Annotated in this window: 6 protein-coding genes; all 6 read right to left on the reverse strand. The window is 73.0% G+C overall.

All coding sequences use genetic code 11. The features are described from left to right. Nucleotides 1-123: 123 nt before the first annotated feature. Nucleotides 124-2,694 carry a TonB-dependent receptor gene (locus tag FHW83_RS24910; RefSeq protein WP_176649064.1) on the reverse strand — a complete coding sequence of 857 codons (2,571 nt, stop codon included), beginning with the start codon at nt 2,692-2,694 and terminating at the stop codon, nt 124-126. After that, complete coding sequence (locus tag FHW83_RS24915) at nt 2,691-5,933, reverse strand: ATP-binding protein (RefSeq protein ID WP_176649065.1); 3,243 nt, start codon at nt 5,931-5,933, stop codon at nt 2,691-2,693. The genes FHW83_RS24910 and FHW83_RS24915 overlap by 4 nt, the downstream gene beginning before the upstream one ends. A gap of 95 nt (nt 5,934-6,028) precedes the next feature. Further along, entirely contained in the window at nt 6,029-6,661 is a 633-nt protein-coding gene (locus tag FHW83_RS24920; RefSeq protein WP_176649066.1) for a response regulator transcription factor, read from the reverse strand. Nucleotides 6,662-6,742: 81 nt separating this feature from the next. Continuing rightward, entirely contained in the window at nt 6,743-9,622 is a 2,880-nt protein-coding gene (locus FHW83_RS31180) for a diguanylate cyclase (RefSeq protein WP_176649067.1), read from the reverse strand. Beyond that, nucleotides 9,619-14,871 carry a two-component regulator propeller domain-containing protein gene (locus tag FHW83_RS24930; RefSeq protein ID WP_176649068.1) on the reverse strand — a complete coding sequence of 1,751 codons (5,253 nt, stop codon included), beginning with the start codon at nt 14,869-14,871 and terminating at the stop codon, nt 9,619-9,621. The genes FHW83_RS31180 and FHW83_RS24930 overlap by 4 nt, the downstream gene beginning before the upstream one ends. After that, nucleotides 14,868-16,034: a response regulator gene (locus FHW83_RS24935; protein WP_176649069.1), complete on the reverse strand. Its 1,167-nt coding sequence runs from the start codon at nt 16,032-16,034 to the stop codon at nt 14,868-14,870. The genes FHW83_RS24930 and FHW83_RS24935 overlap by 4 nt, the downstream gene beginning before the upstream one ends. Between the last annotated feature and the right edge of the window lie 27 nt (nt 16,035-16,061).

The following is a 16,061-nucleotide window of genomic DNA, read 5'->3' on the forward strand; positions in this document are numbered from 1 at the left end:
TGTGGTGATGGTGAGTCGTGACAAGGACATTGCCGCAAGCACCGGCGCGGCGCCATCGGCAACGGCGGATATTCGGGTAGGGATTGACGCCGGCCGCTGTCAGGAAATCCTCAGTCGAACTGCTCAGTCGAACTGATAACGCAGCGTCACGCTGAGCTGGCGGTCGTTGCTCCACCAGCTCTGCGGCCGTGTCTCGGCGCCAAAGTTGGCGCGGCGGATGGTGCGCAACAGATTGCCGCCCTCCAGCGCCACGGTCAGCCCGGGGCTCAGCTTGCAGGCCACGGACGCGTCCAGCCAGCCGTAACCCTCGCTATACACGGGCAACACGCCCAGCCCGACATAATTGTTGACGTTGCTGAGGAAGCGGCTGCGCCAGTTGTACGCCACCCGGCCCGACCAGCCGGCGCGCTGATAGATTCCGACCAGGTTGACGCTGTGGCGCGACAGATTCGGCAGCGGAATGTCGGCGCCCAGCAGCGCGTTCGGCGTGGCGCTGTCCACCAGCGTGTAATTGGCCTGCAAGCCCAGTCCGCTCAGCCAGCCCGGCAGGAAATCGTACGTCTGCTGGTAGCCGAGCTCCGCGCCCCGCACCAGCGCCGGGTTGCTGTTATACGGCCGGCTGACCTGATAGACCGCGCCGTCGTGGGTTTCCGCCTGGCTGAGGTTGGTGATGAAGCCGGTCACGCGCTTATGGAACAGCGTCAGCGTGGCCGCGCCGGACTGCCCGAAGTAACGTTCCAGCGCGAGGTCCAGGTTGTTGGCGCGGATCGGCTGCAACGCCGGATTGCCGGCGCTGCCGCTGTTGGCGCTGGGCGTGATGCTGTTGCTGAGCAGCGTCAGCGATGGCGACAACTGGTCGAAGTTGGGGCGCGTCAGCGACTTCGAGGCCGCGCCGCGCAGATACCACGCGTCCGCCAGTTGAAGGCGCAGGTTCAGGCTGGGCAGGTAGTCGAGGTAGGCGTGCGTCAGCGCGATCGGCGCCAGCGCGCCGCTCGACGGCAACGATTGCATGCCCTGCACCGCCTCCCGCGTGCGCACCGCGCGCAGCCCGGCATTGCCCTCCAGCGCCGCCGGGTCGGCGTGGAAGCGCGCCTGCAGATAGGCGGCCGTGGTGCGCTCGCGGATGCGCCACATGCCGAGCGGGCCGGCCGCCGGCAGCGGCGCCGTCACCCCGAGCTGGCGGCGCAGCGCGGCCACGTCGCGCGCCAGGTCCAGGCTGCCGGCCAGGTAGTGGTCCAGGCCCCGCCCGCCGTCTGGCATGAAGGCCGGATACGGATACGCCGCGGCCAGCGCCGGCATCGCCAGCAGCGATGGCTCGCCGGGCACCGGCGCGTCGGCCGTGACCAGCCCCGGCGCGTTGCCGGCGGCCCGCGCGGCCGCGCGCACGCCCACCGATAGCTCGTCCAGCCAGCCGGTCATGCGGTAGCCGGCGTCCAGCCGCAGCGCGTCCAGCTTGCCGTCATAAGGGCGGGCCGCGTACGAGACGCGCGCCAGCCGCAGGCGCGACGGATCGCGCAAATCCTCGCCCGCCGCCGTCACCACCGGCTGCGGGCCCGACAGGTCGACGCCCACCGCGTCCAGCTGGCCGGCCAGTATCGGCCCGGCGAAGTACAGCGCGTTGTGGCTGTCGCTGTGGCTGAGATCGGCCTTCAGGCGCAGCGCGCCGAGCTTCCAGCCGCCGCCCAGCGCCAGCGCGCGGTTGCGGTCGACCGTGTCACGCGCGAAGCTGAAGATGCTGACCGGCGCCCGCAGCCAGGTGACGCGGCTGACGTCGCTGGTGCCGGGGAACAGCGTCACGCTGCCCGGCAGCACGCCGGCGCCGTTGGCCAGCACGATCTGGTAGGTGTCCTGGCGCGTGCGGAACCGCTCGTAACGGCCCTCGGCGTACACTTCCGCGCCGGCCGCCGGCCGCCATTGCAGGGTGACGGCCGCCGCGTCGCGCTCGCGCCGGCCGGCGCTGGAGGATTCGGTGTGGCTGCTGGCGGCCGCCACCTGCCGGCCCGCCAGCAAGTCGGTCCGCGGCAGCGGCGCGCCAAAGCTGCTCTGGTCCTCGCGCCAGGCGCGGCGCTGGTGAACCAGGTTGAGCAAGGCGCCAAACTCGGCCGCGCCGGCGCCGCGCCAGCGCTCGCTGGCCAGCAGCGACCATTGCGGCTGGCTGTGGCCGGCCAGCTCGTCGCGCACCAGGCGCGCGGTGCCGGCCAGGCGGCGCCCGGCGAAATCGAACGGGCGGCGGCCGCGCAAGTCGATGGCGCCGCCCAGGCCGCCCTCGATCTGCTCGGCCATGCCGCTTTTGTAGACATCGATGCCGGCCACCATTTCGGCCGGGACGTCGGCGAAGTCGAGATTGCGGCCGCTGCCGGCCGTGAAGACCTCGCGGCCATTGAAGGTGGTCGACATCTGCGTCAGGCCGCGGATGGCGACGGCGCCGCCCTCGCCACGGTCGCGCGCCACCTGCACGCCGGTGACGCGCTGCAGGGCGTCCGTCACGCTAAAGTCCGGCAACGCCTGGATCGCGTCCGCCGCCACCGCGTCGACGATGGCCAGCTGCTCGCGCCGGACCTGCTGCGCCGCCTGCAGGCTGGCGCGCGGCCCCTCCACCACCACGGTCGGCGTGACCTCCTGCGCCCGCGCCCACAGCGTCCAGGCCAGCGCGGTCCAGCCGGCGGCCAGGCGCACCTTGCCGTGTCCACTCATGCGCCGCCGTCCTGCGCCGGCATGTGGCGCTCCACCAGTTGCAGCAACGCCTGCGACTGGTAGCCCTTGGCCAATTGCCGCAACTGCTCGGCGAACGGGCGGTAGGCGCGGTCGCGGCCGATCAGGTAGTCGGCGCGCTCGACGATGGCGCGCATATTGCCCAGCTGCGCCAGCTCATGCAGCACCGCCATCTCGGCCGGCGGCGGCACGATCAGCGGCGCGTCCGCGCCATCGTCCCGCGCCGCCGGCAGGTGGTAGCGCCACTCCAGCCTGAGCCAGTGGTTCAAGGCCGCCAGCAGCAGCTCGAGGTCGATCGGCTTGGACAGGCGCTCGTTGAAGCCGGCGTCCAGCAGCAGCTGGCGGTCGGCGCCGTCCACGCTGGACGACACCGCCAGCACCGGCAAGGCGCCGGTGTCGGGATCGCGGCGCAGCGCGCGCACAGCCGCCAGGCCGTCCATGCCGGGCATGGCGATATCCATCAGCACCAGGTCCGGGCGCCGCCGCGCCACCTGCTCCAGCACCGCCTGGCCATGGGCCGCCTGCGCCACCGTGAAGCCCAGCGGCGTCAGCATGTCGGCCAGCAGGCGGCGATTTTCCGGGCGGTCGTCCGCCACCAGCAGGTGGCGCCGCGGCCCGTGGTAGCCGGTGATGGCGTATGGCAGCGCCACCGGCGCGGCCGCCTCCTGCGCCACCACCGGCAGCGTCAGCTCGAAGCGGAAGCGGCAGCCCTGCCCCTGCTGGCTGTCGACCTCGATCTCGCCGCCCAGCAGGCGCACGAACTGGCGGCTGATCGCCAGCCCCAGGCCGGTGCCGTCCTGGCGCCGCGGCAGCTCGCCGGCCTGTTCGAACGGCAGGAAGATGCGCTCGCGCTGGGCCGGCTCGATGCCGACGCCGGTGTCGGCCACCTCGAAGCGCAGGCGCTGCCCGTCCAGCGCCGAGACCCGCAGGCTGACCCCGCCCCGGTCGGTGAACTTGACCGCGTTGGCCAGCAGGTTGAGCAGGGCCTGGCGCAGGCGCCGCTCATCGGTCAGCACCATGGCCGGCACGGTGGCGCCGATCTCGCATTCGAAGCTGAGCTCCTTTTGTTCGGCCTGTATCCGCACCAGGTCCGCCAGCCCCTGCAGGCACTGGCGCAGCGCCACCGGCGCCATCTGCGGCTCCAGCTTGTTGGCCTCGATCTTGGCCGCGTCCAGCAGGTCGTTGATCTGCGTCAGCAACTGCTCGCCGCTGTCGTGGATCACCGTCACGCCGGCGCGCTGGCGCTCGCTCAGGGTGGGATCGCGCCGCAGCAGTTGCGCGTAGCCGAGGATGCCGTTGAGCGGCGTGCGCAATTCGTGGCTCATCTGCGCCAGGAATTCGCTGCGCAGGCTGGCCAGCCGCTGCGCCTCCTCCAGCGCCGCCTCGCGCGCCGCCTCCACCTGCTTGCGCCCGGTGATGTCGCGCGCGAAGCCCACGGTGCCGAGCACGGTGCCATCCTCGTCCACCACCGCCGCCTTGAAGGTCTCGACCCACACCGGGCCGTCCGGGCCGTTTTGCAGGGTTTCCACCGTGCGCGCCTGGCGGTTGGTCATGACTTCCAGGTCCTCCTGCCGGAACAGCGGGCCCAGCGCCGGGATCACGTCGTCGTCGGACAGGCCCACCATGTCCTCGACGTCGCGCGACCAGGTGTTGGCCACCGCGCGGTTGGCGGCCAGGTAGCGGCTTTCGGTGTCCTTGAACCAGACCCACCACGGCAGGGTGTCGATCAGCACCCGCAGATAGCGGGTTTGCTGGCGCAGTTCGGCGGTGCGCTGCTGCACGATGCGCTCCAGGTCGGCGTTCAGGCGGCCCACCAGCTGGTGCGAGCGGCGCAGGCGGACCATGAACACCGCGATGCACAGCAGCAGCGCGATGCTGCCGCCCAGCACGGTCCAAAGCCAGCGCTGCTGCAGCGCGCGCCGTTCGAGCTCGGCTTGCTGGCTGGTGTTGCTGCGGGTCAGCATGTCGATGCGGCGCTGCTTGTTTTCCGACTCGTAGCGTTCGGCCAGCTCCATCACGCGGGCGCTGTTCTTGTCGCGCACCGCCTTGGCGGCCAGCGCGGCCGCCTCCTGCGCATAGGCGTAGGCGCGGCGGTAATCGCCGCGGCGCGCGGCAAGCTCGGCCAACTGGCGCGCGCTCGCGCCCACGTAGACCTCCTTGCCCACCTGTTTCGCCAGCAGATAGCCCTGGTCGGCGTCGCGGCGCGCCGCGCCGAGCTCGCCCAGCGCGGCATATTCCGCGCCGCGCGCCGACAGCGTCCACCACATGCCGACCGGATTCGGATAGCGCTGGTACACGGCGGCCGCCTCGTCCAGCAGGCGCAGCGCCTCGGCGTGACGGGCCTGGCGCGACAGATTGGCGGCCAGGTTGTGCAGGCTGTTGGCGACATAGAAGGGGCCGCCGACCTCGCGGTACAGCAGCAGCGCGCGGCGCACCAGCGCCTCGCCGCCGTGCAGGTCGCCGCTGGCGGTGCGCACCCCGCCCTCGCCGGCCAGCGCCTGCGCGCGCAGCAGGCTGGAGCCGTCGGCGCGCGCGGCGTTGGCCATGGCCAGATAGTGGCGCAGGGCGTCTTGCTGGTTGTCGCTCTGGGAGAACGACAGCGCCATGCACTGGTGCCCCAGCGCCAGCGCGCGCGGCGAGGCGCTGGCCTGCGCCACCTCCATCGCCTGCACGCACAGCGCCACCGATTCGTCCAGCTTGCCCATCCGGCTGTACGTCATGGAGACCCGCAGCAGCGCCTCCGCGTGCAGCTCGGGCCGGCCGGCGCCGGCCAGGCTGGCCGCGGCCGCCTGGGTGATCGCCAGCAAGCCCTCGAAGCGGCCCTGGTTGACGGTGTTCAGCGCCAGCACCAGGTTGGCCTCGCCCTGGCCGACGCGGTCGCCGTCGCGCTGCGCCTGCGCCAGCGCGCGCTCGGCCAGCTGGCCGGCGCGCTCGCTGTGCGCGAGGATCAGTTCGGTGCGGGCCAGCAGGTTGAGCGCGGCGGTATGGTCGGCGCCGGCGGCGTCCGGCGGCACGTCCTGCAGCCGTTGCGCCTGCATGGAGGCGGACTGGATGTCGCGTTCCGCCAGCGCGCCCACGCGCGCCACCTCGGCCCGCCATTGCGGCAGCGTCTGCGCGGCGGCGGCCGGCGCCAGCGCGACGGTGGCCGCCAGCAGCCAGCCGCGCGCCACCGCCCCCGCCCTTGCCCTCGCCGTGCCCGACGGCCATCGCCCGCTTCCCATGCCGCCACTCCCGTTCGCCAAAGCGAGCAGTATGCCGAAGCGGTCGGGCCGCGGCTATCAGGCGGGGCGGATTTGCGTTAGGGAAATCCCTACAGCTACTTGCCCAGCGCGTGGTCGATGCCGTAGCGCAGCATGTCGGCGTTGCTCTGGAAGCCCATCTTCTGCATCAGGCGCGCCTTGTGGGTGCTGACCGTCTTGTTGCTGATCGCCAACTCGTCGGCGATCTGGTTGACCGTTTTGCCGCGCACGAACAGGCGGAAGATGCTGAGCTCGCGGTTGGACAGCTGTTCATGGGCCTGCTCGAACTGGCCGCCCTCGCTTTCAAACACCATCTGCTCGGCCAGGCCGGGGTCGATGTAGCGGCCGCCGGCGGCCACCTTGCGCACCGCCAGCAACAGGGTTTCGGGATCGCCGTCCTTGGTCATGTAGCCGTTGGCGCCGGCCTTCAGCGCGCGCCGCACCACCAGCGCCTCGTTGTGCATGCTCAGCACCAGGATCGGCAGGCTGGGCGCGTGGGCGCGGATGCGCCCGATCAGGTCGATGCCGCTGATGCCGGGCATCGACATGTCCAGCAACACCATGTCGCACGGCACCGTGCGCACGCTCTCCAGCACCTGGCCGCCGTTGGTGGCCTGGGCCACGATGGTAACGTCGCCGGCCAGGCCGAACAGCTGCAACAGCCCGCCCCGGACAATGGCGTGATCGTCGGCGATCAAAATTCGTATCATGGGATAGCGCTTTCCAAAGACAATCTCAACATTCTGTATCATGCTACCGCTTCCCCGCCCGGATCAATGCTTGTTCCATGGTTACAACACATCTTCGCCCGCGTACTCGACGCGGTTGCGTCCCAGCTGCTTGGCCCGGTACAGTGCTTGGTCGGCCAGGCCGATCCACTCCTCCGGCGCCCGCCCCAGCTCCGGCCGGCCGCACACCACGCCGCAGCTGCAACTGATCCGCAACTCCTGCTGGGCGTCGATGCGCACCGGCGTGGCGCCGACCGCGCGCTGCAGCTGCTCCAGCCGCTGGCGGCCGCTGGCCAGGTCCAGGCCCGGCATCAGCAGCATGAACTCCTCGCCGCCGTAGCGCCCCACGGTGTCGCTGGTGCGCAGCTGCGCCTGCACCCGCCGCACCACTTCGCGCAGCACCTCGTCGCCGGCCAGGTGGCCGTGGGTGTCGTTGATGCGCTTGAAGTAATCGAGATCCAGCATCACCAGCAGGAAGGCCGGCGCGCCGGGCGCGCTCAGCGCCGCCAGCCGCTCCATCAGCGCCACCCGGTTCCAGGCCTGGGTCAGGCCATCCTTCAGCGAGCGCAGGCGGTGCTCCTCGCGCGACGCCTCCAGCTCCGCCGTGCGCTCGGCCACCCGCCGTTCCAGCAGCGCGCGCTGGCGCAGCACCAGCGCCACCCGGTAGCGGTGCAGCATGCCGATCAGGCCCAGCGCCAGCAGCCCGGCGCCGGCATAGGCCCAGCCGGTCTGCCACCAGGGCGGGACGATCACCAACGGCAACTCCAGCACCGCCGAGGCGGCCTGCAGCGAGCTGTGCTCGGCCACCACCTGCAGGCGATAGCGGCCCGGCGCCAGCGCGGTGTAGCGCAGGTCGCCGGTGTCGCTGGCCGACCAGGCGGTTTCCTGCCCCAGCAGGCGATAGCGGAAGCTCAGCGTCTCGTGATTCTGGTACAGCGGCGCGGCCAGTTGCACGTCCAGCGAGCCGCCGTTCCAGTCGGCGCCGGCGCCTGGCATGGCGGCGCCGTTGTAGCGCAGCGACGCCAGTTGCAGGGGGATGGTGCGCGGCTCGAACAAGGCCTCCGGCCGCAGCAGGTGCGACAGGCCGTTGCTGGTGCCGACCCAGATCGAGCCGTCGGTGTCCTCGTACAGCGCGTTCTGGTTGCTGTCGTTCCAGACCATGCCGCTGCGCTGGTTGAACAGCCGCCAGCGCTGGCCGTTCCACACCATCAGGCCGGTATCGGTGCTCAGCCACAGCCAGTGCCGCTGGTCGACCAGCATCGCCTGCACCGCGCGGCCGTCCAGCAAGGGTTCACGCAGCGGCTCCAGCCGCAGCTGCGCGCCGGCGCCATCCCCGCGCCACAGGCCGCCGCCATGGTCGTCGGCCACCCAAATGGTGTTGCCGTCGCAGGCCACATGGGAGAACACATGCTCGCCGGCCGGCAACGGCTGGCGCGACCAACGGCCATCGCGCAGGCGCAGCAGCCCCTCGGGACCGACCACCCACAGGCGGCCGCCGGCATCGAGGCAGCCATTGGTGACATGGGCGTCGGCGCCCAGCAAATCGGCCGCCACCCGCCGCGGCACAGGCGCCCGCAGCGGATCGGCGATCAGAAACAGGCCGCTCTCGGCGCAGATCCACAGCTGGCCACCGGCGTCGAACAGCAGCTTGTAGATGACGCCGGGCGGCATCCCGGTGATCTGGTGGTCGCGGCCCTGGGCGTCACGGCGCACCAGCACCCCGACCAGGTCGCCCAGCCACAAGCCGCCCTGGGCATCCTCGGCCAACGCGCTCCAGGCCTGGCTGGCCAACACGCCGTCGCGCCGCGCGGCGAAGCGCTGGCCGTCCCATTGCGCCAGGCCGGCGCCGGTGCCGATGTGCAGCCGGCCATCGCGGGTGCGCAACATGGTCCACACATCGTCGTCGGGCAAGCCCTCCTGGCGGGTCCAGTTCTCCCAATGGCGGTAGCCCTGCCATTGGACCACACCGCGCCCGGGCAGCCCCAGCCAGGCGTCGCCGTCGCGGTCCAGCAGCAAGGCGTGGAAACCGGAGGTGAAGTGCAGCCCCTGGGCGGCGCCATAGCGCTCCCACCCTTGGGCGCCGAGCCGGAAAAGGCCGTTATCGTTGAAACTGATCACCCGGCCGTCGCGGTCCTGCACCAACGGCGTGGCCCAGGCCTGCACCGCGGCGGCGTAATTGGCCGGGCTGCGGTCGGTGAAACGCTGCGCGCCCGGCGCCAGCCGCATCACCTTGGCCGCGCTGTTGAGCCACAGGGCGCCGGCCTGGTCGCGCAGCAAGCCATTCCATTGCTGCGCCGGCAAGCCCTCGGCGGCGCCCAGCAGCGTCAGCGCGCCGTCGCGGTAACGGCACAGCCTGGTGCCACAGCCCAGCCACAGGGTGCCGTCGGCGTCGCGCAGCACGCCATGCAGGTCCTTCAGCTCGGGATGGGCGTCCACCTGGGCCTCGCTGAACACCTCGGCGCTGCGCCAGCCGCCCTTGCCGTCGGGCTGGACCTGGTGCAGCCGGCCGCTGGCCTGTACCAGCAGGTGCCCGGCGTCGATCGACACCAGGTGCCGCCCGAACCTGACCGGCAGCGCGCGGCCGTCGTCGCGCCGCACCGGCAGCAGTTGCTGGCCATCGAGCACGAACAGGCCGCGATCGGCGCCCACCCACAGGCGCCCCGCCGGATCGACGTGCAGGACGTTGATGTGGTAATTCTGCTTCAGGCTGTGGCGGCGGAAGCGGCTGCCGTCAAAGCGGTACAGGCCGTTGTCGGTGCCGGCCCACAGGTAGCCGGCCCGGTCCTGCGCCAGCGCCTGCACGCTGACGTTGGTCAGGCCCTCCAGCTGGCCGAAGCTGCGCAGCGGCAGTTGCTGGGCGCGCGCCGGCGTCAGCGCGGCCAGCGCGAGGGCGGCCAACCAGGCGCCGCCGCGGCCGCCGGTGAAGAGAGAGCGTGTCGTCATAACGTCAGTTCGTGCTGGTGAGCCACCCATTGCAAGGCGGCGTAGGCGCCGTCGAAATCGAGCTTGTCCAGGCTGCGCTGAAGCGCCTCGCGGTCCCATATGCCGAACGTGGCCTCGAATTCCACCGCGCAGCCGGCGAACCCCTCGGCCACCGCCGCGTCGCCGGCGCGCATCTGCGCCGCCATCCGCCGCAGCTGCGCCAGCCAGGCGGCCGGCGGCCGCGCGGCGGCGCCGGCGCCGGCCGCGTCGGCGCGGGCCGCCGGCAGGCTCTGGTCGAGGCTGGCGCACAGGTCGGCCAGCGCCGCCTCCAGCGCGGCCAGCGCGGGGCCGCACGACTCCGGCGCCGGCTGCTGGCGGATCGCCAGCTCCAGCTCGCGCGCCCAGTGCTCGACCCGCGCCGCGCCCATGCCCTGGGCCAGGCCGCGCAGCGCGTGCGCCTGGCGCAGCGCGTCGGCCTGGTCGCGGCGCGCCAGGGCCGCGCGGATGCGCAGCGCGCAATCGTGCTCGTCGCGCCGGAACCAGCGCAGCACCTTGTGCAGCAGCGCCTCGTTGCCGTTGACGCTGCGGCGCGCCTGCGCCAGGTCCAGCCCGGCCACGCTGTCGAGCGGCGCCACCGTCCGCGGCGCCTCGCCGTGGCCCTGCCAGCCGCCGTGCCGCTCCTGCAGATAGTGTTGCAGCAGGCGGTGCAGCGCGGCCAGGATCAGCGGCTTGCTGATATGGTCGTTGAAGCCCTCGCGCTTGCAGCGCTGCCACTCCTCCGGCAGGGTGTTGGCGGTCATGGCGATGATCGGCAGGCCATCGAAGCGCCGCTCCGCGCGCAGCCGCACGGTGGCGGCGTGGCCGTCCAGCTCCGGCATGTGCAGGTCCATGAACACCAGCTGGTAGCGGTGCGCGGCGTCGGCCGCCTGCAGGCGCGCCAGCGCGTCGGCGCCGTTGGCGGCCAGGTCGACCTGGATGCCGCAGGCCTGCAGCAGGCCGACGGCGATCTCCTGGTTGATCTGGTTGTCCTCGACCAGCAGCACGCGCGCGCCGCGGAACTGCGGCGCCCGCGGGCGCACGCCGCCGCCCGCCAGGCGGCGCTCGGGCGCGAACAGCTGCAGCAGCGTGTCGGCCATGCCGGCGCGGGTGACCGGCTTGACCAGCACGGCGTCGGCGCCGAGCGCCTGGGCGGCGGCCGACGGCTCGCTCTCGCCCTGGCTGGTCAGCAGCGCGATCCTGGGCGGCAGGCCGTCGCGCGCGCCGGCGCGCCGCAGCGCCGGGTCGGCGCCCAGGCCCGGCAGCGTGGCGTCGGCCAGCACCAGGTCGACGTGGGCGCCGTCCGCCGCCAGGCTGGACATGGCGTCCGGCCAGCTGTCGCACGTGCCGGCGGCCAGCCCCAGCCCGGCCAGCGTGCCCTGCAGCGCCGCCCGCGCGGTGGCGTTGTCATCGACCACCAGCACCCGCAAGCCCGGCAGCGAGGGCGGCAGCGGCGGCGCCGCCGCCGCCGCGCGCGCCTGCCGCAGCCACAGTTCCACCACGAAGCGGCTGCCGGCGCCGGCCACGCTGTCGGCCCGGATGGTGCCGCCCATCAGGTCCACCAGGCTCTTGCAAATGCTCAGGCCCAGGCCGGTGCCGCCGAACCTGCGGGTCGACGAGCCGTCGGCCTGGGTGAAGGCCTGGAACAGCCGTTCCATCTGCGCCGGCGACATGCCGATGCCGGTGTCGCGCACGCTGAACGCCAGCCGCACCCGCTCGGGCTGGCGCTCCAGCACCCGCACCGCCAGCGCCACCTCGCCCTGGGCGGTGAACTTGAGCGCGTTGCTGAGCAGGTTGATCAGCACCTGCCCGAGCCGCAGCGCGTCGCCGCACAGCGCGCGCGGCACCTCGGGCGGCACGTCGAAGTTGCACTCCAGGCCCTCGCGCCCGCGGCCGCCGCCGCTGACGGCCGCGACGTGGGCCAGCACGTCGTCCAGGTCGAAGTCGGCGTGCTCGATCTCCAGCTTGCCGGCCTCGATCTTGGAGAAATCCAGGATGTCGCTGATGATGCCCAGCAGCGAGTTGCCGGCGTTGTGGATCTTCTGCACGTAGTCGCGCTGGCGCGACGGCACCTCGGTGCTCAGCGCCAGGTAGGACAGGCCGATCACCGCGTTCATCGGCGTGCGGATCTCGTGGCTCATATTGGCCAGGAACATGGACTTGGCCTGGGTCGCCTCCTCCGCCCTGGCGCGCGCCGCCTCGGCCTGGCGGAACAGCAGCGTGTTCTGCAGCGCCGCGCCGATGTGGGCGGCGATGGTCTCCAGCAGGCGCTGGTCGCCGGCCTTGTACGGCGCGCGCCGCTGCACCGACACCGCGCCCTGCGCCAGGCCGTGGGCGATGATGGGCACGCACAGCTTGGAATGGCTGTCGCGCACCACCAGCTCGCCGATGCCGGTGGCCGCCACGCGGCCGCACATCTGGTGCGCCGGGCAGGCGGCCAGCGCCGGCGAGCTGTCCGGATAGCGGAACTGCAGCGCGCCGCTGTCGTGATCGACCAGCGCGATGCAGGTGACGTCGGCCGCGAAGCTGGCGCGCACGTGGTCGCCGACCTGGGCGATCAGGGCCTCGAGGTCGAGCTTGCCGGCGAGGATTTGCGCCACGGCGTTGACCGTGGCCAGCTCGGCGTTGCGCTCGCTGGCCTCGCGGTGCTGGTGCTCGGCCAGCGCCTTCTGCTGCATCACCTCGTTGGTGCGCGCGGCCACCTCCTTCTCCAGCGCGCCGCGCTGGGCCGCCAGGCGCCAGATGCGCAGCCGGTAGACGCCGTACAGCGCGCCGGCCGCCAGCGCCGTGGCCAGCGCCCGGAAGCCCCAGGTCTGGTACCACCACGGCTGCACCCGCACCGGGATGCGCAGCGTGTGCGCGCTCCACAGCCCGGCGCGGTTGGAGCCGCGCACCAGCAGCTGGTACTGGCCGGGCGGCAGGTTGGTGTAGGCCGCCACCCGGTGCGCGGCGTCGGCCGCGATCCAGTCGCGGTCGTACCCCTCGAGCCGGTAGGCATAGCGGTTGAGCTCGGGCGCGGTGAAGTCCAGCGCGGCGAACTCCACGGCGAAGCTGTTGGCGGCGGCCGCCACCCGCAGGCCGGGGCCGCCCGCGCCGTTGTGCGGCGCCGGCGGCCCCGCCTGGCCGCCGAGGCGCACCTCGGTCGCCACCACCGGCGGGTTCAGGCGCCATCCATGATACTGTTCCGGCCGCACGATGGTGAGCCCGCCCGAGCCGCCGAACACCAGCTCGCCGTTGCTGGTGGCGCTGCCGGCGCCGGCCCAGTACGGCGCGTAGCGGGCCCCCTCGGCGCGCCCGATCACACCCACCGCGTAGCTGTCCGGGTCGACCACCACGATGCCGTCGTCGGTGCTGCCCCAGACGCGGCCGGCGCGGTCGGCCAGCAGCGCGTTGATGTTGGTGTTCGGCAATCCCTGGGCCGCGCCCAGCCGGCGGAAGCGGCGCTGGCCGTCGGCGTGGCCGCCCTCCATCACGTCGATGCCGGCGCCGCCGCCCACCCACAGGCGGCCGTGGCGGTCCAGGTGCAGCGCCGCCACGTAGGCGTGCGACAGCGCGCCGGGCCGGGCCGGATCGGCGCCGATGCGCTGCAGCACCGCGCCGCTGGCCACCTCCACCCGGTTCAGGCCGGTGGCGGTGCCGACCCAGACATAGCCCGCGCCCGCCGGCCCGGGCAGCACCACATTGATGTCGGCGCCGTTCAGGCCCTCGATGTGGCGCACCTTGCGCAGCACGCCGTCGCGGTCCAGCCGGGCCTGGAACAAGCCCTCGGCGCTGGTGCCCAGCCAGTACAGCTCGCCGGTGCGGGCGATGGTGTGGATCAGCCAGCGGTCGTCCAGCCACGGCGCCGCCACGCGCGCGGTGCGCTGGCCGCCGGCGTCCGAGCGGTACAGGCCGGACGGCGTGGCCAGCCAGACCTGGCCGTCGGCGTCGGTGTACAGGGTGGTGACGGCGTTGGACGGCAGCAGGCCGCGATGGCGCTCGCCGCTCTGGCGCCACGGCGTCACCGTGCCGCGCACCGGATCGATCAGGTCGGCGCCGCGGCGCGCGAAGCCGGCCCACAGGCGGCCGTCGGGCGCCTCGGCGAGCGACATGACGTCGCCGTCCGCCAGCCCGGCCCGGCCGGGCGAGGCGCGCCCCAGCGACAGCGCCGCCTGCCCCGGCTGGTACTGGGCGAGGCCGTTGTCCGTGCCCAGCCACAGGGTGCCGGCGCGGTCGCCAAACACGGTGCGCACGATGCCGCTGGGGACCCCGGCCGGCGCCCGCGGGTCGTGGCTCAGCACGCGCGCGGCGCCGCTGGCGCGGTTGATCACCGCCACCCCGCCGGCGTACGAGCTGATCCAGATCTCGCCCGGCACCGGCTCGGCGATGGCGCTGACGCTCTCGTTCTTCATCAAGGCCACCGCCGCCTCGCCGGGCGCGAACCGGCGCACCGCGCCGCCGCGCGGGTCCAGCACGAACAGGCCGTCGCCGTTGGTGCCGATCCACAACTGGCCGTCGCTGTCCTGGAACAGCGCGTCCACGCACGGCGCCAGCCCGGTGCGGGTCGGCACGCGCACGCCGACGAAGCCGCCCAGCCGCGGGTCGTAGCGCGCCAGCCCGTGCAGGGTGCCGACCCACAAGGTGCCGGCGGCGTCGCGCCGCAGCGACTTGACCACCTTGGACGGCAGGCCGTGGGCGCCGCCGGCGCCGAAATGGGCGGCCCGGGTGCGGGCCGGGTCGGCCAGCCCGCGCAGGTGGTCCAGCCCCTGGTCGGAGCCCACCCACAGGCCGCCGGCGCCGTCGTCGGCGATCGCCAGCACGCCCGGCGCCGCCAGGCCGGCGTTGTCCACGCCGTAGGTCACGAAGCTGTCGGAGCCCGGCTCGTAGCGCGCCAGGCCGCCGCTGGCGGTGCCGATCCACAGGCGGCCGCCGGCGTCGACGTGCAGCGGGCCGACGAAATTGTCGGGCAGCGTGCGGCTGTCGCCGGGGATGCTGGCGTAGTTGCGGAAGCGGTAGCCATCCCAGCGCGACAGGCCGCCCTGGGTGCCGACCCACAGGAAGCCGTCGCGGTCCTGGGCGAGCGCGGTGACGATGACATTGCCCAGGCCCTGCTGGCTGCCGAGGTTGTGGAACAGCGGCTGCACCAGCCCCGCCCAGCGCGCCGGCGGGGATGGCGCCACGGCGGGCGCGGCGCGGGCGCCGAGCGCCCACAGCAGCCACGCCAGCGCGGCCAGGCGGCGCCAGCCCTGCGTCATGCCGACGCCCGCGGCAGGATCACCTCGATGCAGGTGCGGCTGCCGGGCACGCTGGAGATGGTGACCTTGCCGTCCAGGCTCAGCACCCGCTCGCGGATGCCCAGCAGGCCGAACGAGTGCGGCCGCGCCTGCGCCAGGTCGAAGCCGCGGCCGTCGTCGACGATCTGCAGCTCGCAGCGGCCGCCGGCGCAGCGCAGCGTGACCGTGGTCTCGCTGGCGTCGGCGTGGCGGGCGATATTGGTCAGCGATTCCTGCACGATGCGGAACAGCGCGATGGCCTGCTGCTCGCCCGGGCTGCCCTGCTCCTCCAGCATCAGCGTCAGGCTGCAATTGAGGCCGCTATGCGTGCGGAACTCGTCGACCAGCCATTCCAGCGCCGAGCCGATGCCCAGGTCCAGCACGGTCGGACGCAGGCTGGTGGCGACGTTGCGCACCACGCTGAGGCTGCGGTCGACCAGCTCGGTCATGTCGCGCACCTGTTCGTTCAGGCCGGGCACGTCGGCGCCAAAGCGCACCCGCAGCAGCGCGGCGCGCATGCGCAGCGCCGTGAGCGACTGGCCCAGCTCGTCGTGCAGCTCGCGCGCGATGTGCTTGCGCTCGTCCTCGCGCGCGCTCTCGCGGTGGGCCGCCAGCTCGCGCACCTCGGCCGTGCGTTCCGCCACCTGCTGCTCCAGGCTGTCGCGGTACTGCTGCAGGATGCGCTCGGCGATGCGGCGCTCCTGGTTCTCGCGCGCCAGCAGCGCGTTCTGGGCCTGCAGCTGGGCCTGCATCGCGGCCAGCCGCAGATGGGTGGTGACGCGCGCCACCACCTCCTCCGACTGCAGCGGCTTGGTGACGTAGTCGACCGCGCCGGCGGCGAAGCCGGCCACCTTGTCGGCGGTGTCGCGCAGCGCCGTCATGAAGATCACCGGGATCGCCGCCGTCGCCGCGCTGGCCTTGAGGCGCCGGCACACCTCGAAGCCGTCGATGCCGGGCAGCATCACGTCCAGCAGGATCAGGTCGGGCGGCGCGAACGCCACCCGCCGCAGCGCCTCGTCGCCGCTTTGCGCCACCGACAGCCGCAGCCCCTGCTGTTCCAGCATCGCCACCGCCAGCGTCAGGTTGGCCGGGGTGTCGTCGACGATCAGGATGGTACGGTCCCGCAGATCAATTGGCATGCTCATGGGAACTCCAGCGGTGCGCGAAAAGGT

Origin of the sequence: Duganella sp. SG902, from assembly GCF_013376005.1 — a bacterium.
GTDB lineage: Bacteria > Pseudomonadota > Gammaproteobacteria > Burkholderiales > Burkholderiaceae_D > Rugamonas.